This is a genomic window from Halorussus lipolyticus, assembly GCF_029338375.1.
Lineage (GTDB): Archaea > Halobacteriota > Halobacteria > Halobacteriales > Haladaptataceae > Halorussus > Halorussus lipolyticus.
The window spans coordinates 1,891,736-1,909,443 of the sequence record NZ_CP119804.1 but is presented as its reverse complement, the minus strand read 5'-3'; the positions used below and the strand labels follow the sequence as shown (position 1 = coordinate 1,909,443).

Sequence of the window (17,708 nt, the reverse complement as noted above, 5' to 3'; positions counted from 1 at the left end):
GCTGACGAGTGACGACAGCCCAAAAGAAAGACGGGATACGTCTCGACGTGGCGCGACGTTTACGCGAGGTCTTCGATGTTGTCGCAGATTGCCTCTGCGTACTCCGTGGTGCTGACCTTCTCGGCGTCCTCGCGCTGACGGGCGAGGTCGTAGGTGACGGTCCCCGACGAGATGGTCTTCTCCACGGCGTCGCGGATGAGTTTGCCGGTGTCGTCCCAGCCGAGGTACTCGAACAGGAGGCGACCCGAGAGGATGAGCGCGGACGGGTTGGCCTTGTCCTGTCCGGCGCGCTTGGGGGCCGACCCGTGGACCGGCTCTGCGAGACAGCGGTGTTCGCCGAAGTTCGCGCCGGGCGCGATGCCCAGACCGCCGATTTGGGCACCCGCGGCGTCCGAGAGGTAGTCACCGTTGAGGTTCGGCATGGCAAGCACGTCGAACTCGTCGGTGCGCAACTGCATCCACTGGAGCATCGCGTCGGCGAGGCGCTCCTCGACCATCACGGCGTCCTCCGGGATGTCAACCTCGTCCTGCTCCTCCCAGAGCGAGTCGGGCGCGGCGAACACTTCGTCGTCGGGGTACTCCTCGTCGGCGACTTCCATGCCCCAGTCACCGAACTGACCCTCGGTGAACTTCATGATGTTGCCCTTGTGGACCAGCGTCACCTTGTCGCGGTCGTTCTCGATGGCGTAGTCGATGGCCTCGCGGACCAGTCGCTTGCTCCCCTTCTCCGAGATGGGCTTGAGACCGAGACCGATGGGACCCTCGTGCATCGTCTCGTCGAAGCCCATCTCGTCCTCGACGAAGTTCCGGACCTTCTCGACTTCCTCGGTGCCCTGCTCCCACTCGATGCCGGCGTACACGTCCTCGGTGTTCTCCCGGAACGTCACCATGTCCATCTCCTCGGGCGCTTTCATCGGGGACGGAACGCCGTCGAGGTAGTAGGTCGGTCGGACGTTGGCGTAGAGGTCGAGCGTCTGCCGGAGCGCGACGTTCAGGCTACGGAAGCCAGCGCCGACCGGCGTCGTGAGCGGACCCTTGATGGCCACTCGGTGTTCGCGGATGGCCTCGACCGTCTCGTCGGGGAGGTTGGTGTCCTCGCCGTACTTGTCTCGGGCGCTCTGGCCGGCGTAGACGCGCATCCAGTGGGGATTTCGGCCTGTCTCCTCGGCGGCCTTCTGAAGCACCTTCTGGGCGGCCGGACCGACGTCCTGTCCGATGCCGTCCCCGTGAATCATGGGGATGATGGGGTTCTCGGGTACCTGCAGTTCGTCGTCCTCGACAGTAACTTTCTCCCCGCCTTCGGGGACTTCGACCTTGTCGTAGCTCATGACAACAGAACCTGCGAGGGAGAGGAATAAAAGGCCTGCCGTTTGGCCGCGTGAGTGCCACATACTCCCTTAAACTCCTAATATCTCCGACGAGTCGTCTCCTCACCCCATCCGCTTTTCCCGGCTTAGCCCGTACCTCGCGGACATGACCCGACCCGACACCGACCTTCACGAGAGCGTCGAGGAGGCCGCCGGAGACATCGCCAGCATGGAAATCCGGGGCGCGGCGACCATCGCCGACGCCGCCGCCGAGGCGCTGGCGGTCCAAGCCGAGGACAGCGACGCCGACTCGCCCGAGGCCTTCCGGGCCGAGATGCGCGCCGCGGGTCGCCGTCTTCGAGAGACCCGACCCACCGCGGTCAGTCTGCCAAACGCGCTCCGGTACGTCCTCCGGGGGATGGAGGGCGACACCGTGGCGGACCTCCGCGAGAGCGTCGTCGAGAGCGCCCACGAGTTCCAGCGCGAACTCGACCAAGCCCAAGACAACCTCGGGCGAATCGGCGCGAACCGCCTCCGGGACGGCGACACCGTGATGACCCACTGCCACTCGACCGACGCCCTCTCCTGCGTCGAGAAGGCCTTAGACCAAGGCAAGGACATCAGCGCCATCGTCAAGGAGACCCGGCCCCGAAAGCAGGGCCACATCACCGCCGAGCAGTTGCGCGACTGGGACGTGCCCGTCACCCTCGTCGTGGACAACGCCGCCCGCCGGTATCTGGACGACGCCGACCACGTGCTGGTCGGGGCCGACTCCATCGCCGCGGACGGCTCTGTCATCAACAAAATCGGAACCTCGGGCCTCGCGGTCAACGCCCGAGAGCGGGGCGTCCCCATCATGGTCGCGGCCCAGACGTTGAAGCTTCATCCCGACACGATGACGGGCCACACCGTCGAAATCGAGATGCGCGACGAGCGGGAGGTCCTCGGCGAGGACGACGAGCGCGACATCAACGGGGACCTCGACGGCGAGGGCCTCACGGTCGAGAATCCGGCCTTCGACGTGACGCCGCCCCGCTACGTGGACGCCATCGTGACCGAGCGCGGCCAGTTCCCGCCCGAGAGCATCGTGACGCTGATGCGCGAACTGTTCGGCGACCAGCAGGGCGGCGAACCGTGGGAGGAGTAGCCGAAACACTCGCTTTCTCGGCAGTCTGACGCCGAAACCCGGATTTCGACGCCGGAACCGCCCGGATAACTTTCCGTCGGAGCGTCGTCTCCGCGGTCATGGACGACACCGAGCGACGCCGGTTCCTCCGGGCCGCCCTCGCCGGGGCCGGTCTCACCGTCGCGGGTACTGCGGCCGCCAGCGAGTCAGACCGCAACGATAGCAACCGGAACGATTACGAGAGCAATCAAGAGACGACTCAGACGACGACTGCGGATGCTGGCGGTGCCGAGGAGGCCGGCCTCGTCACCGTCGAGAGCGACGAGAGCGTGGGCGCGACCGTCGAGCGAATCGAGGAGGACATCGAGGACAACGACGACCTTATCCTCGTGACGGCAATCGACCACGCCAGAAACGCCCAGAACGCGGGCCTCGACCTCCGGCCGACCGTCCTCGTGCTGTTCGGGAACCCCAACCTCGGCACGCGACTCATGCAGGCCAGTCAGACCGCGGGCATCGACCTGCCCCAGAAACTGCTGGTCTGGGAGGCAGAGGACGGCACGGTCAACGTGACCTACAACGACCCGGCGTGGTTGGCCGACCGCCACGACATCGCGGGACAGGAGGAGGTCCTGAACAGAATTGCGGACGCGCTGGAGACGCTGGCGACCGGTGGGTGACGGTTTCGAGTCCAGAATGCAGAAGCGAGAGACGTCCCGGCGCGTGGGGCACGCGCAGAACTGCGCGTGCTCCTCGCGCGAGGGACGACTGAACGACCAGCGGGAGTGAAGGAGGAGGCTGGGGAGGTGTGAGGTTTGCGGTCGCGGTGCGGTAGACGGCGTTGCTCAAGCCTGAAGCTAGCTCCAAGGAGTTCGTCGGTTTGAGGGAGTGTACGGGGAACTCACGGAAACCGCGACTGTGGTTTCGAAAGCCCTCGCACGGTTCGCGGTCGCTCACCGACATATCCTCCGCTCCCTCCGGTCGCTCCGGATAGGGGTCGCTGAGACGACCACGCAGACGCGAACCGCGCTCGCCCTTTCAGTCCGCCGAGGAATGGTGACTGTCGCATCGAGCGAAACGATTGATTGCCCCCGTTGCGCGGATTTCCCCCATTTCCGGCACCCACACCTTCTTTGGACTCACCGACGCCAGTTGACCCATATGTCACGATTACCCGAGAGCGTCGTCGGCGACGCCTACACCAGCCAGTTCGCGTGGGAGACCCTCGAGGAGTTAGTCGAGGTCGGCAACCGGATGGCCGGCCAAGCGGGCGAACGCGAGGGAGCCGAAGTCGTCGCCGACGCCTTCGAGGAGGCCGGACTCCGCGAAGTCGAAATCGACGAGTTCGAGATTCCGGGGTGGTGGCGAGGCTCCTCTCGACTCGAACTCGCCGACCCCCACGCCCGAACCTACGACGCCAGCCACGAGGTCATCGCCCTGCCGGGAACCCCCGCCGGAGACGCCGAGGGCGAGGTCGTAGACGTCGGTTGCGGCACTCCCGAGGAGTTCGCGGACGCCGATTTGGCGGGCAAGATTGCGATGGCCTCCAGCGAGACCCCCGAGGGTCACGGCAGATGGATTCACCGGATGGAGAAGTACGTCTCGGCGGCCGAGGCGGGCGCAGAGGCCTTCATCTTCCGGAATCACGTCGAGGGGTGCCTGCCGCCGACCGGCGAAATCGGCTACCACAACCGGCCCGGTCCGATTCCGGCGGTCGGCGTCTCCGCGGAGGTCGGCAAGCGCATCGCCCGGTACTGCGCCGCCGACGAGGCCAGCGCCGCGCTCTCGGTCGAGTGCCGGAACGAGGAGACCTCCTCCCGCAACGCCGAGGCCGTGGTCGGCCCGGACGACGCAGAACGCGAGGTTCTCGTCACGGCCCACGTCGATGCCCACGACATCAGCGAGGGTGCAAACGACAACGGCGCGGGGTCGGTGCTGGTCGCGGAGGTCGGCCGCTTGCTGGCGCAGGTCGAGGACGACTTGGATACTCGCGTCCGCCTCGTCACCTTCGGGTCGGAGGAAATCGGTCTCTGGGGCGCGTACCACTGGGCAGAGACCAACGACCTCGATTCGGTCAAGGCGGTCGTCAACGTGGACGGCGCGGGCAACTCCCGCAACCTCGGGGTCATGGCCAACGAGTTCGACGCGCTCGCAGAGGTCTTCGCCGACGTGACCGACGGCCTCGGGGCACCGCTCTCGCGCCGGGACACCATCAGTCCTCACGGCGACCAGTGGGCCTTCGTGCAGGAGGGCGTCCCCGCGGTCATGGCCTACACCGAGTCCGACGAGTCCGGCAGGGGATGGGGCCACACCCACGCCGACACGCTCGACAAACTCGACGTGCGGGACCTCCGAGCGGTCGCGGTCCAACTCGCCGAGTCGGTGCTGGCAGTCGCCGACGACGGCCGAGAGATACCCCACAAGTCCCGCGAGGAGATTCGGGACACCATCGACGAGGGCTACGTGCAGGAACTCAAGCGCGGCGGACGCTGGCCCTACGACGAGGGCGCGCGCGACTGACCGAACGGGTACGGCGACTGACCGAACGGGTACGTGACGAACGGATACGTGAGTCGGCCGACGCGACGAGAAATACAAATCATTCTAAAGAACAGCTATCTATTTGTTTCCGATAACAGACTATTTGTTTGTCCTCTCGCCGAGCGGTCGCCCGACCCGCGTGAAACCACGCGAAAGGTACCGAAAGCCGAGCTTACTCCCGGAACGAAACCCGGAAACGCCGGATTTCTCTCGAAACGGTAGGCCGGGTTCATGACGGGCCGGGAGAGTGCGCGGAAGTGATGGCACTCAGCAGACGCGAACTGCTCGGCTACGCAGTTGCTGGCGCGACTGGCATGGGAATCACGGCGACGGCCCAAGAGGGCGGCTCCGGCCCCGGCGTGGGACAGCAGTGGCAGTTGGGCGGCGTCTACGCCCGTCCGGCGGAAATCGGCGACTCGGCGATTACCTTCCGGGCCGTCGCCCAGTCGCGGTTCGACACAGACTACGAGGTCGAAGTAACGCTCTCCTACCGTCCGAAAGCGACCGACGAGACGGGCGATAGCAACGCGACCGGCGGCGCGACGAGCGCCGAAAGCGCCGAGTGGCGACGACTCGCCACCGAGTCCGGACCGCTCGCCGAGGACCTCTACCTCGAAGCCACCGCCGAGAACCTCGAACCCGGCCGGACCTACCAGTACCGGGCCGAGGCCTCCCTCACCAACTACGACGGCCAATCCCGCCGGGTCAGCGACACCTTCGAGGTCACGGCGGGCCGACCCTGCTCCGGTCCCTCGACTAACTGCCTGCGCGTCGAGACGCTGGCCCCCGAGACCAGCGACTCCGGCAGGGAGGTCACGCTCCGCGGGTCCGCAAAGGGTCTGAGCGCCTACAGCGAGGTCACGGGCCACTTCTTCTACCGGCCGCAGGGGAGCGACGAGAAGCACTGGACCGACTACGTGCCGGTCGAGACGGAGGGTGGACAGTCGGAGGGCGGCGATTCGGGCCAGTTCTCGGCGACGCTCTCGGACCTCCCACCGGGGACCTACACCTACTACGCCGAGGCCCGCGGGGAAGGTGGCAACCTGAAAAATATGTACGCTGAAGGCCGGGAGCGGACTTTCAGGGTGGAGTAAGATAGGGCGGGAGAGAGTGGAAAATTCGGTGGCGACTGGATTCGTCGGTCAGTCGGTCAGCCCGTACCCGCGCTTGAACAGCACGATGTCGAGCGCCAGAATGGCCGCTGTCAGGCCCGAGAGGACCGCCAGCGACCAGTTCGGGTCAACCTCCGAGACCCCGAGGAAGCCGTACCGGACGCCGTTGACCATGTAGACCATCGGATTTAGCATCGAGAGTTCCTGATACGGCGAGGGTAACTCTCGGACCGCGTAGAACACCCCGCCGAAGAAGACGAGGGGTCGGACGATGAACTGGTTCATCATGGTGAGGTTGTCCCAGTCGTCGGCCCAGAGACCGCCCACGACGCCGAAGCTGGAGAACAGGAGCGTGATGACCACCGCGAAGGCGGCCAGATAGAGCGGTTGGGCGACCCCGACCGGGGTGAAAAACGCCCCGATGACCGCGATGAGCGACCCCACGAGGAGGCCCCGAGTCGAACCGGCGACGATGTAGGCGACCACCATCCGGGAGTAGGACATCGGCGAGGTCAGGGTCTCCTCGATGTAGTCGTTCCACCGCCCGTGGAAGATGGAGAACGAAGCGTTCTCGAAGGCGTTCGAGATGGCCCCCAGCACGACCAGACCCGGTAGGATGAACAGGATGTAGGGAATCGGCTCGCTGGCCCCGCCGATGCTGATTTCGCCCACTCGGTCGCCCAGAATCACGCCGAACACCGAGAAGTACAGCACGTTGGTCACGAACGGCGGGACGAAGGTGTTGCGAGGACGCCGGAGGAATCGCAGAATCTCTCTGCGCGCGAGGGTCTTGAACCCGGTGAGTCCCGAGAAACTCATTCGGAAACACCCCCGTCTGCGGCGATGGTCTCGGCCGACTCCTGACTACTTCCGCCCTCGCGGGTCATGTCCACGAAGACCTCCTCCAGCGAGGTCCGGGAGATGTCGAAGTCCACGATTTCGTGGCCGGCGCGGTCCAGTGCCCGAACCAAGTCCGGTGCGACCAGTCCGCCCTGCGTGGCGGTCACGACCAACTGGTCGCCGTCCATCTCGACCGATTCGACGCGGGCCTCGTTCGCCCCGGTGCCACCGCCGCCGCTGGCGGAGAGCATCGGCAAGTCGGGTTTCCCGGCGGGAGCGTCCCGGAGCGTCACCCGAATCTTGTCCGGGCCGCGGTCCATCAACTCCTCCGGGGTAGCGACCGTCAGGAGAGTTCCGGAGTCCAGAATCGCCACTTCGTCGCAGAGACGCTCGGCCTCCTCGATGTAGTGGGTCGTCAGCAGAATCGTGGTCCCCGACTCGTTGAGTTCCGTGATGAGGTCCCAGAGGTCGTGGCGCAGTTGCACGTCCACCCCGGCAGTCGGTTCGTCCAGAATCAGCAAGTCCGGGTCGGTGATGAGCGCCCTCGCCAGCATGAACCGGCGCTTCATCCCACCGGAGAGCCAGTTGAATCGGGTGTCGCGCTTCTCGTAGATGCCGACCTGCTTCAGCACCTCGTCGGCGCGCTCTCCGGCCTCGTCGCCCGGAATCCCGTGGTATCCGGCCTTGTGTTCCAGCACCTCTTTGATTGGGAAGAAGTGGTCCACGTTGAACTCCTGCGGGGCGAGACCGATTGCGTCTCGGGCCTCCCGGTAGTCGTCCTCTACGTCGTGGCCGAACACCTCGGCACGACCGCCAGACCGCCGGACCAGTCCGACGAGGATGTTGATGAACGTGGTCTTGCCCGCGCCGTTCGGCCCCAGCAGGCCGAAGAAACTCCCCTCCGGCACGGACAGCGATACCCCGTCGAGCGCCTGAACCCCCTCGTACTGCTTTCGGAGGTCCTCGACTTCGATGGCCCCAGTCATTGGCGACTCGTAGACGAGTCCCGGCGAAAAGGGCGTTGATGCGCGTCGCCGGTCAGGCGAACTGGCGTTCGAACTCCCGAATCGTCACGTCGGTTCCGGCGACTACCAGTCGGTCGTCGGACTCGATTCGAATCGTCGTGTCGGCGAGGAACGCGCCGTCTCGCTCGACCCCGACGAAGACGTAGCCGTCTCGGGTTCCGTCCCGGACCTCGGCCAGCGACTCCCCCCGGAACGGGTCGCCGGGGGTCCGAATCACTCGAAGCTGACTGACCGGCGTAAGCACGTCCTCGCCGCGTAGCTCTCTGGCCAGCAGTCGGGCGCTGACGCGCTGAGTCGAGAGAACGTAGTCGGCCCCGGCGTCGAACGCGGCGGGCGATTTCGCGGTGTCGTCCACCCGAACGAGGATTTCGAGGTCCTCGGTCAGCGTCCGTGCGATGGCGACCACGAGGAGCGCCGTCGAGTCGTTCTCGACAGTCACGACGAGGGCGCTCGCGTCTTCGATACCCGCGGTTTCCAGCGTCTCGGGGTCGCGCAGGTCGCCGGTCACGTCCACTCGCGGTCCGTCCTCGCGGTCGATAGTCGTCGCGTCCACGTCTCGGTCCAGTGCGTCGCGGGCCGCTCGACCCCCGGCACCCATCCCGGCGATGACGACGTTCGAGTGGCGTCGGGGCGGTCGGACTCCGGCCGCTAACTCCCGCACGTCGGCGATGGTCTCCTCGGGACCGACCACGATGAGGACCGAGTTCGCCGTGACGCGCTCGGTCGGGTCGGGCGGGAGTCGCAGGTCGCCGTCTATCCACGCGCCGACCAGCGTGAGGTCCGAGTGGTCCGCGACGATTGTGTCCTCGATTTGAACGCCCGCCAGCGGACTGTTGCGCCTGACCAACACCTCCCCGATTCGAACGTCGCCCACCGCGGCGTCGTCCAGCGATTTGGGGAGTTCGGACCACGCGTTCGTCTTCTGGCCCAGTCGATGACCGATGAGGGCGTCCGGTGACGCAACGGTGTCGGCACCGACCTGCTTCAGCGCGCCTTCGTGGGTCGGCGAGTCCGTGAACGCGACTGTCCGAAGCGTCTCGTTGAGTCGGCGCGCGGTCAGGACGACGCTCGCATTCCGGTCGCCAGCGTCGGTGACCAGCGTTCCGGCCTCGTCTATCATGGCGCGTTCGAGCGTCTCGACCGTCTCGGGGTCGCCGTGAATCGCCTGATACCCGTCGTCGGAGAGTTGCTTGGCCTCGTCGGTGTCGGACTCGATGAGCACGTAATCGACGTTCAACCGCTCCAGTTCGTCCAGTAGGACGCCGGTGTCGCGCCGGTACTCGCAGACGATAACGTGGTCGTCTTTCGCGGTCAGGCGGTCACTGAGGTCGAGTGGCGCGCGCTCGAAAAGCGGAATGACCAGCACCCGGAGCGTGGCGAATCCGATTGCCACGCCGGTCAACTGCATGAAGACGACGAACGTGTTCATCAGCGGCGACGACCACGGCGCGTCCGCGCCGTACCCGGTCGTGGTCATCGTCTCCACGACGGTCTGGAACGACCGGAACAGCGAGTGGTCGTGGCCCTCCAGCGTCCGCATCCCGTAGTTGTAGAGGACGCTGTAGAACAGAATCACCGAGACGAGGACCACGGCGTACGCGATGATGAGGCGCTGGCGTCTGGTCAGCCACGGAATCGGCGAGTCCTCGCCCGTGAACCACTTCGACCAGTTGTTACTCATCGGTACTCGTCGCGCCGAGGTCGGTCACTGGTCACACGAGAGGCCATGTCGATTCGAAAGACGGTCTCGAAACCCAAGAGTCGTACTGCCGAGTCGATGCGTCTGGAGACCCGGTTTCTCAGAGATACCCCATCTGTTCGAGGTGTTCTCGGGCCTGTTCGTCCACCTCCTCGGTCTGCTTCTCGCGGTAGGCGCTGGCCGACGAGTCGGCCACGATTTCCTTGCGCTCGCCGTGCTGGCTGACGAACCACGGGACTTCGACCATCTCGTCGGTGTAGACGCGCTCGGGGTGGCCGTAACTCCGAATCGGGATGGGGAACTCGCGTTCGCCCAACAGCATGCCGTGGTCGGCCGTGATGACCGATTTGCCCGGTAAGTCGGGAAGCAGGTCCTCGACTTCGGTCAGCACGAGTTCGAGGTTCTCGCGGTAGACCTCACGGAGGAGGTCCTCGGAGGCGTCGATGCGCCCCAAGAATTTGTCGGCGAGGGGATTCGGCCGGTAGTCGGGGAACGCCCGCTTGCCCGTCTCGCCGAGGTAGGGGGCGTGCGGCTGAACGAAGTGGACGAGGAGGCGCTTGTTCGGGTACTCCTCGATGGCCTCGCGGGTGGCCTCGGCGACCGGTTCGGGGGGCACGCCGTCGTCGCCGTAGTCGATGTTGTCGCCCCACACGTCTACGACCTCGTGGAACTCGGCGTCCAACTCGTCCTTCCAGACGCGCTCTTGGTAGAAAATCGTGGACCCGGTGACGTAGACGGTATCGGACAGGTCCCGGCCGTCGAGGTTGCCCCGGAGGAACTCGGCGGTGGCCGACCCACGGGATTCTCGGAAGTCGAGGACCCCCTCGAGGTCGAACTGCCGCCCCACGTCGGCGAAGGTGTCGTAGCGACACCCGTCGAGGATGAGGAGGTTGTCCCAGTCCTCGTCGAAGAAGGCGGTGCCGTCGGTGTTGTACTTGCGTCTGCCGAGGCGGGTCCAGTAGAGTCGGTTGAGTTCCCGGAGGGCGGCGCGGGGGTTCTCGAACCCCTGCCGGAGTTGGTCCAGAGAGTACATCGGCGACGGTTTGCACTCGGCCGGCCTTTGTTATTCTCTCGTTGTGGCGGGCTTTCGGAACCGACGAGGCCCCCGAGACCGCTTCACCGCTTCTTCCGGAGGTCCACGGTCCGGAGTTCGTCGCGGGCGTGCCACGTCCGAGGACGGAAGGCGACCACGACCGCTGTGAGGTAGGCCGCGAACACGACGGCGGTCACGACGAGGCCCGGAATCTGCCCGATGGCCGCGCTGGCGGGCCACGTCGCCGGGTCGAAGGCGCTGACGCGGATGACCCACGCGCCCAGCAGGACCGTAAACAGCGGGAGATAGACCCTGCGAAGGCGGTGGGCCAGCGCCTCCTCGGACGTGATTTTCAGCGTCGGGGTCCGGTAGTCGTCGGCGAGGTGGGTGCGCCAGTCGTCGTCCACCAGTCCCTGCGAGGGGTCGAGACCGTAGGCCCAGACGTTCTCCTGCAACGCTCGGACCCGAGAGCGCCACACGTCGTAGGCCCGGTAGCGGTGGGCCTCGACCACGAGGAACAGCGCGATGGTGGCCGCGCCGACCAGAATGACGTAGTGGGGGTTGCCCGCGCTGGAGAACGCCCACGTCAGGATGGCCGCCATCACGAGGACCGACCAGTTGGTGGTCTTGTCGAGGCGCTCGCGCCAGAGCTTCATCCGGTGAATCTCCCCGCGGTAGAGGTGGGCCAGCGCCGAACTCGGTCCCATCTCGGCGTCCAGCAGGCCCTTCCCGACGGTGGGGTCCGCCGGGAGCGCGTCGTCGTCGCTCGGGCGCGAATCGCTCTCCGGGTCGGGCGCAGACCGGTCCTCGGGGTCGGGAGCGGACCGGTCTTCGGGGGTGGGTTCGTCGCTCATATTTTCGGACCTCCTCGGTTCATTCGATATTGTGTAGAAAGCGGATTACTACACAAAACAGTTCCGAACGAGCGGGTTGATAGCAAGTGCCACTACGGGGCGGCGGGTTCGGAGACGAGAACGGGAGAAACCAGCTTAAGACAACAGGACAATTATTAAAGAACCAAACTTAGGGTCAAGACAATCAAAAATATTTCTCTGCGGCGAGGAGAACCGCCCCACTCAGAAGTCGGTCAACTTCGCCTCGGTCGCGCCCTTGGCGTCGGTGTCGAACTCCGAGAGTTCCACGAATTCGAGGCCGTTGTCCCGGAGCGCCCGCCGGACGCGCTCGGACGCGCTCGGGGCGACCAGCATCCCGCGCACGTCCTCTCCGGCGGTTACACCGCCTCCGTGAGGCGAAGCATCTCCCTCCTCGTAGAGGGAAACGTACCGCTGTAACTGGTCGAAGTGGTTCAGCGTGGCCTGAATCCGCTTGACCTCCACGACGACCGGGGTGCCCGCCTCGTCGCGGGCGAAGAAGTCGATGAAGCCGTATTTCGACTCGCGCTCGTGTTCCACGATTCGCAGGCCGTCCTCCAGCACGTCGGGGTTCTGGTCGATGTACTCGTGCATCTCGGCCTCGGTGCCGGACTCCTCGTAGGTCGCGCCGTCGGTCGCGTCGTAGCGGGTGAGTCCGTGGGCCTCCAGAATCCGGACCTCGACGCGCTCGCTGGGATTCGTGCGCCGAGCGAGCAAGACTGCCTCGTTTTCGCTCGTCCGGGCCGAAACCGACCCACCGCCGGGCATCCAGTTGACCGGTTTGTGGCCGGTCGGTTGGTGGACCAGAAACGTCCCGTCGGGCTTGGCGACCAGAATCCGGTCTCCCGGCCCCAGATAGCCAGAGGTCCGGCCTTCGTACTCGACTTCACAGCGGGCCTGCACGGTCAGCATCGCGCCGTCCCGAAACGCCGTCTTCGCCTCGCTGACGAGGGTTTCGGGGTCGGGCGCGGTGAGTTGCTCGGCGACCATTCGTCTTTTCCCGGTGGTCAGCACCGGAGCAAAAAGGTACTGGATTACCGCAGACGATTGCAGAACCCCTCGTCAGAACTGTTCTTCGACCTGTCGGAGAGTATCGGTCATCGCTTCGGAGTTGTCCACCGTGAGGTGCGTCCGGGAGATGGACTCGAACTGGTCGCGGTACATCTGGTGAATCTCGAAGTCGGCGTCGCTCTCGTCGTCCACTCTGCCCGCGATTCGCTCCCGAACGACCTCCTCGTCGCACTCGACTTTCACCAGTCGGAACTCGGCGTCCAGCGTCTCCGAGAGGTCGATGGCGTGGTCCCGGTAGCCCTCCTCTTTGAACGTGCCGTCGAGGACCGCGCTCGTGCCCTCCTCGATGAGGTCGCTCGCCCGGTCGAACATCTCGCGGTAGACCATCCGGGCCTCCTCCTCGGTGTAGTCGGGGTCCGAGAGGAGTTCCTTGCGAATCACGTCGGTCCGGAGGAGCCGCCCGTCGAGTCGCTCGGCGATGTCCTCGGCGACGGTGGTCTTGCCGACGCCCGGCAGTCCGCAGACCACGACCAACTGGGGCGTCGTCTGCGATACTGCGCGTGCTTCGGTCTCAGACATGGGCACCACCGAACCTCCCGTAATCTGCCACGCGAATCCGGCTCATTGTAAGTACCGTAATCCACGAAGCCAATCCCTTATCAAGATGTGGTAAACCGGACGGGGGTGGGACGAGTAGGCCTCCCACAGCACCGGAACTGTCTGCTCGGCCGAATCACCGAACAGCTTTCGAGGAGGCCGCCGAGGACCGACACATGGACGACTCGCCCCATCCACCCGACGACCTCACCGACCTCGCCGTGGACCTCGTTCGCGTCCCGACCGAGAATCCGCCGGGCGACGAGCGCCCCGGCGCGGAGTTCGTCGCCGACTGGTTCGCCGAGCAGGGCATCGACGCCCGCCTCGTGGAGTCCCCGGACCCCGACCGACCGCAAGTCGTCGCGTGGGTCGGCGACGACCCGAGAGACGCCGAACTCGACACTCCCACGCTCGTCCTGAACGGCCACCTCGACGTGGTGCCCGCTGGCGACCCCGACGAGTGGTCCCGCGACCCCTTCGGGGGTGTCGTCGAGGAGGGCGTCCTCTACGGTCGGGGGAGCGCCGACATGAAGACCGGCCTCGCGGTGGCCATGCTGACGCTCCGCGATTTAGCGCCCGAAATCGGGGACGAGGCCGGAACGCTCGACGGGTCGCTCGTCTTCCACGCCGCGATGGGCGAGGAGACCGGCGCTCCCGGCACCCGGATGCTCCTCGAAGAAGGGTACGGCGGCGATATGGCGGTCGTGCTGGAACCCACCAACTTCCGGGTCGGAACCTCCGCGAAGGGCGTCGTGACCTACCGGGTCGGCGTCTCGGGGTCGGCGTCCCACGCGAGTCGGCCCGACCAAGGCGTCAACGCCATCGACGCCGCCAGACCCCTGCTCGCTGGCATCGAGGACTACGACGACCGACTCAGGGAGCGCGAGGACTCCCTCGTGGGCCGGGCCTACGCCACCGTGACCGAGTTCGAGGCCGGGACCGACTCGAACATGGCGGTGCTTCCCGGTCGGGCCGAACTCCTCTTGGACCGGCGCATCCTGCCGGGCGAGACGTTCGAGGAGGTCGAGGACGAAATCGAGGCCCTGCTGGCCGAGGTCGAACGCGACTCGGGCGTCGAGACTGACCTGACGCTCGTCAAACACTACTCCTCGGCCGGGATTCCCGCGGACAGTCCGCTGGCCGAGCGATTTCGGACCCTCTCGGCCGAGATGGCCGACGCGCCCCGAGAGCCGTGGGGACTGGAGGCCGCGACCGACGCCCGAGAGTTCGTCGCCCGCGGGACGCCGGCGATTATCTGGGGACCGGGGGAACTCGCGCAGGCCCACACCGTGGACGAACACATCGACCTCCGGGACGCCGGGGTCGGACTGGCGATTCTGAAGCGCGCAGTGCGAGGTATCTTGTCCGGGTGACAGATGCTCTCCGGCGTCGAACTCCCTGCGTCTTTTGCCGCCTCTCAGATAAAGTAGAAAAACTTATTGTACGACGATTTGCAGTGCAAGTGTCACGTTCAACCATGGCAGAGAATATACTCAGTATGGTCAGTCTCCTGTTCGCACTCGGATTCATGGCCATCATCCTTGCAAGTTTCTGGGTCGTCTTCGAGAAAGCCGACAAACCCGGCTGGGCGTCGCTGATTCCGATTTACAACACCTACGTCATGTTGAAAATCGGCGACAATCCGGGCTGGTACCTCCTGTTGATGTTCATCCCGCTGGTCAACCTCTACGCCGTCGGCAAGATGCACCTCGGCATCGCCAAGGCGTTCGGCAAAGGCATCGGTTGGGGCGCTGGCCTCTGGCTCCTCCCGTTCGTCTTCTACCCGATGCTCGCGTTTGGCGACGCCTCGTACCTCGGCCACGGCGGTAGCGGTGGTTCGACCGGCGGCCAACCCTCGATTTAGCCCGCAAAGATTTCCGGTCGGTCCGTTTTTTGCTCAGAGCGATACCCCGTCGAGACTCGCGTCCAAATCGTCCACGTAGTCGTTGAACGCCTCCACGAACAGGGGCACGTCCTCGGCGAGGCTCCGCACGTCGTGGGCCGAGGGCTGTTCGTATTGGGAGAGGAGGTAGATGCCGCCCTCGCCCCCGACTCGGAGGTAGGAGGTGGTCCCGTTCTCCCACTTGAGTTCCCAGCGATTCCCGGCGACGCGGGTGGCGTAGGTGCCGTACTCGCCGCCCTCGTACCGCGCCAGTTGGCGGGCGATTTGGTCGCAGACCTCTCGGACCCGACCGAGGACGCGCTCTCGCTCGGCCACCACCGAATCGGTGGATTCGACCGCAGGGAAGTCGGCGGGAACCTCGTCCAGCACGCCGTCGAGCGACCGGACGTAGCGATTGAACGCTGTCACGAAGGCCTCGTAGTCGGTCATGGCCTCGGCGAGGGCTTCCGGTTCGGGCGGTTGGTGGGTCGAGACGACGTAGGTCTCGTTCCGCCCGTCGTCGAACAGGAGAAACTGGAGGTCTCCGGCCTCGTACTTGACGGTCCACTCGCCGTCTGCGGTCTCGAAGGTGCGCTTGCCGTAGTCGCCGCCCTGCAATCTGGCGAGTTCGCGGGCGATTTTCCCGGCGTGACTTCGGACGCGGGCGACCACCTCGTCGCGGCGCTCGGCGGCCTCCTCGGCGGAATCGACCGGGAGGTCGAACAGCTCTGTCATCGGTCTCACTCGGCACGCGACGGATAAAAGGGGTGTGACCGAGAGGTTTCGCGCGGTCCTCGTCCTTCAGACCGGCGCGTGGCGGCGCGACTCTCGTGTCGCGCCGGACCGCGCGAGGGATGAGGACCGCAGGCCGGAGTCCTCGTGAGCGAAGCGAACGAGGGCACGGAAGACGTGATTTGTCTTCCGGCGGCCGAGGCTTGCGAGACGCGCGGCGTCTCGCTGATCTGCGAACGTGGTTCGCAGAGACCGCAATCGGTTGGGGAGGGTGTGGACCGCGGTTTCGGGGCGGTTGCGGAGCGGTGCTGTGCGGAGGCGGTTGCAGGAGACGGCGTTGCTCACGCCTGAAGCTAGCTTCCTCGTCTCGTTCGTCAGTTCGTAGTGGTGTCGTAGAACCCTCTGTCCGAAGGCAATTAGAAATTCGGTTCTCTCGTTCGATTCTCAGTCCTTCCAGTCCGGATTCTCCCGCGGCGGACTGAAGATGTCTACCCCCTCGACGCGCTCGTCACCGCGGTTCTCGGCGGCGTGGGGTTCGCCGCCGGGGATTGCGTAGGAGTCGCCCGCGCTCACGTCGATGTCCTCGCCGTCCACGATGAACGTCAGGGTCCCCTGCGTGATGTAGCCGGTCTGCTCGTTGTCGTGGCTGTGTTCGGGCACCTCCGCACCGGGTTCGATGTCGAAGTGCTGGACGTTCATCTTCTCCGCGCCCGCGAGGAGCGAGAGGTGAACGCCCTCGACTGCTTCGGTGGACTCCTCGGCGTCTGTGGGTACAACTTCCATGGGTAGGTGTACCGTAGATGGCGGGCTACCTAAAGGTTCGAGTTGCGGAAAGCGAGTAGCGAGTAGAAAAACGGGTAGCGGGCCGAGTTCGAACGGTTTGGGGTCCGAAGCGAGTGAGAGTATTCGGAGAGGCGAGCGTCAGGCGTGAGCCAAGGCGTCTCCCGCACAGCAACCGCGGGGAATCGGGACCCGCATCGGAGCTAGAGACGATTCTGATATGTTAGGAGTTGCATTACGATGCTGAAACACCCAGAAGCAATGCTCTACACTACCAATCACCGGTCGAGTCCGAACATTCACGTACCAAAAAGCCCGACTCACGAGCATGTACGCCGTCGTGGGGTGTAGCGACTGTCAGGCGCTCAAAATCGTGGAGGGCCGCCCGGAGACCACCCAGTGTCCTCGGTGCGGCAAGCGCCGGAAGTTCGAGAAACTGAAGAAGTTCGTGGAGACCGACGACGAGGACCACGCCCGCGAGGTGCGCTCCTCGATGCTGGCCAACCGGCAGGGCGAGGGCGAGGCCTTCGCAAAACTCGACTCGTTCACCGAGATGGAGTCTCAAATCGAGGAGGCCGGTCCCTCCGACGACGAGTACCTCGAAGCATCCGGCGTCGATACCGAGGAGGTCGCCGAGGCCGCCGAGCGCGTCGAGAATCGGTCGGCGAGTACCCGCGGCACGTCCCGGAAGGAGACCGTCCTCGCCGCCCTGCGGGAACTCGACCGGCCGACCGAGAACGAGGTGGTCTCGTTCGCCGACGAGCGCGGGGTGCCGGCCGACTACGTGCGAGATGCGCTGGCAAAACTGGTTCGCCGGGGCGAGGTCAGCGAGAGCAGGGGCCGGTATCGGTTGCTCTGAGAGAACCGGCTTCAGGAATGAGTCATGGCAAAGGTCCCGCGGTGGCGAGGCGCGGCCATGCAAGGGATGACAGATACGAGCGATGGGTGGAGACCGAATCGACTCGACTGGCACCGCGCCGGAAGGGGGAAACGATGGCAGGAACTCACCCTTCGCGGTGGACCACTCGGGGACCAATTTTGGATACAGGCGAGAGGGCAATAAACCTCGGCCATGTCCGCGGTGAAAGTAAAAGTGGTTGCCCGGCCTCGCCCGCCTGCCCGGAATGGGAACTGTTAGGGGCCATCCCCGT

The 17,708-nt window shown here is 65.5% G+C and carries 18 protein-coding genes; 7 read left to right on the top strand and 11 right to left on the bottom strand.

Annotated features, from left to right (window positions below; all coding sequences use genetic code 11):
* Window positions 1-59: 59 nt before the first annotated feature.
* Window positions 60-1,328, bottom strand: a complete 1,269-nt coding sequence (gene icd / locus P2T57_RS09735; RefSeq protein ID WP_276299005.1) for an isocitrate dehydrogenase (NADP(+)) — start codon at window positions 1,326-1,328, stop codon at window positions 60-62.
* A gap of 145 nt (window positions 1,329-1,473) precedes the next feature.
* Here icd and P2T57_RS09730 point away from each other — a divergent pair, with 145 nt between their 5' ends.
* From P2T57_RS09730 to P2T57_RS09715, 4 genes are all read left to right on the top strand, one after another.
* On the top strand, window positions 1,474-2,454 hold the full coding sequence (locus tag P2T57_RS09730) for a ribose 1,5-bisphosphate isomerase (protein WP_276299004.1): 981 nt from the start codon (window positions 1,474-1,476) through the stop codon (window positions 2,452-2,454).
* A gap of 98 nt (window positions 2,455-2,552) precedes the next feature.
* A complete protein-coding gene (locus P2T57_RS09725; RefSeq protein ID WP_276299003.1) occupies window positions 2,553-3,113 on the top strand; it encodes a DUF302 domain-containing protein in 561 nt (186 codons plus the stop codon).
* Between the two features lie 481 nt (window positions 3,114-3,594).
* Window positions 3,595-4,953, top strand: coding sequence for a M28 family peptidase (locus P2T57_RS09720; RefSeq protein ID WP_276299002.1), 1,359 nt, complete (start codon window positions 3,595-3,597; stop codon window positions 4,951-4,953).
* A 281-nt stretch (window positions 4,954-5,234) separates the two neighbouring features.
* Window positions 5,235-6,068: a hypothetical protein gene (locus P2T57_RS09715; RefSeq protein ID WP_276299001.1), complete on the top strand. Its 834-nt coding sequence runs from the start codon at window positions 5,235-5,237 to the stop codon at window positions 6,066-6,068.
* Between the two features lie 48 nt (window positions 6,069-6,116).
* Here the strand turns inward: P2T57_RS09715 and P2T57_RS09710 are convergent, their stop codons facing one another.
* The 7 genes from P2T57_RS09710 to P2T57_RS09680 form a co-directional block, all read right to left on the bottom strand.
* On the bottom strand, window positions 6,117-6,905 hold the full coding sequence (locus P2T57_RS09710) for an ABC transporter permease (protein ID WP_276299000.1): 789 nt from the start codon (window positions 6,903-6,905) through the stop codon (window positions 6,117-6,119).
* Window positions 6,902-7,912, bottom strand: coding sequence for an ABC transporter ATP-binding protein (locus P2T57_RS09705; RefSeq protein WP_276298999.1), 1,011 nt, complete (start codon window positions 7,910-7,912; stop codon window positions 6,902-6,904). The genes P2T57_RS09710 and P2T57_RS09705 overlap by 4 nt, the downstream gene beginning before the upstream one ends.
* A gap of 52 nt (window positions 7,913-7,964) precedes the next feature.
* Window positions 7,965-9,632 (bottom strand): potassium channel family protein, encoded by a 1,668-nt coding sequence (locus tag P2T57_RS09700; RefSeq protein ID WP_276298998.1) that lies wholly within the window; start codon window positions 9,630-9,632, stop codon window positions 7,965-7,967.
* Window positions 9,633-9,750: 118 nt separating this feature from the next.
* Complete coding sequence (locus tag P2T57_RS09695) at window positions 9,751-10,683, bottom strand: alkaline phosphatase family protein (protein ID WP_276298997.1); 933 nt, start codon at window positions 10,681-10,683, stop codon at window positions 9,751-9,753.
* 83 nt (window positions 10,684-10,766) lie between these two features.
* Window positions 10,767-11,537: a DUF2270 domain-containing protein gene (locus tag P2T57_RS09690; RefSeq protein WP_276298996.1), complete on the bottom strand. Its 771-nt coding sequence runs from the start codon at window positions 11,535-11,537 to the stop codon at window positions 10,767-10,769.
* Window positions 11,538-11,759: 222 nt separating this feature from the next.
* Window positions 11,760-12,545: an endonuclease NucS gene (nucS, locus tag P2T57_RS09685; protein ID WP_276298995.1), complete on the bottom strand. Its 786-nt coding sequence runs from the start codon at window positions 12,543-12,545 to the stop codon at window positions 11,760-11,762.
* Between the two features lie 72 nt (window positions 12,546-12,617).
* A complete protein-coding gene (locus P2T57_RS09680; RefSeq protein ID WP_276298994.1) occupies window positions 12,618-13,145 on the bottom strand; it encodes a P-loop nucleotide/nucleoside kinase family protein in 528 nt (175 codons plus the stop codon).
* Window positions 13,146-13,339: 194 nt separating this feature from the next.
* On the opposite strand from P2T57_RS09680, the gene P2T57_RS09675 reads away from it, so the two are divergent.
* The gene (locus tag P2T57_RS09675; protein ID WP_276298993.1) at window positions 13,340-14,536 is read left to right on the top strand and encodes a M20 family metallopeptidase; all 1,197 of its coding nucleotides are present in this window, start codon (window positions 13,340-13,342) and stop codon (window positions 14,534-14,536) included.
* Between the two features lie 104 nt (window positions 14,537-14,640).
* Window positions 14,641-15,027: a DUF5684 domain-containing protein gene (locus tag P2T57_RS09670; RefSeq protein WP_276298992.1), complete on the top strand. Its 387-nt coding sequence runs from the start codon at window positions 14,641-14,643 to the stop codon at window positions 15,025-15,027.
* Window positions 15,028-15,060: 33 nt separating this feature from the next.
* On the opposite strand, the gene P2T57_RS09665 is transcribed toward P2T57_RS09670, so the two are convergent.
* The 3 genes from P2T57_RS09665 to P2T57_RS09655 form a co-directional block, all read right to left on the bottom strand.
* Window positions 15,061-15,780, bottom strand: coding sequence for a profilin-fold protein (locus tag P2T57_RS09665; RefSeq protein WP_276298991.1), 720 nt, complete (start codon window positions 15,778-15,780; stop codon window positions 15,061-15,063).
* Between the two features lie 66 nt (window positions 15,781-15,846).
* The gene (locus P2T57_RS09660; protein ID WP_276298990.1) at window positions 15,847-16,122 is read right to left on the bottom strand and encodes a hypothetical protein; all 276 of its coding nucleotides are present in this window, start codon (window positions 16,120-16,122) and stop codon (window positions 15,847-15,849) included.
* Window positions 16,123-16,221: 99 nt separating this feature from the next.
* A complete protein-coding gene (locus P2T57_RS09655) occupies window positions 16,222-16,560 on the bottom strand; it encodes a cupin domain-containing protein (protein WP_276298989.1) in 339 nt (112 codons plus the stop codon).
* 325 nt (window positions 16,561-16,885) lie between these two features.
* Between P2T57_RS09655 and P2T57_RS09650 the strand changes: the two genes are divergently transcribed.
* Complete coding sequence (locus P2T57_RS09650) at window positions 16,886-17,416, top strand: DUF5817 domain-containing protein (protein WP_276298988.1); 531 nt, start codon at window positions 16,886-16,888, stop codon at window positions 17,414-17,416.
* Window positions 17,417-17,708: the final 292 nt, after the last annotated feature.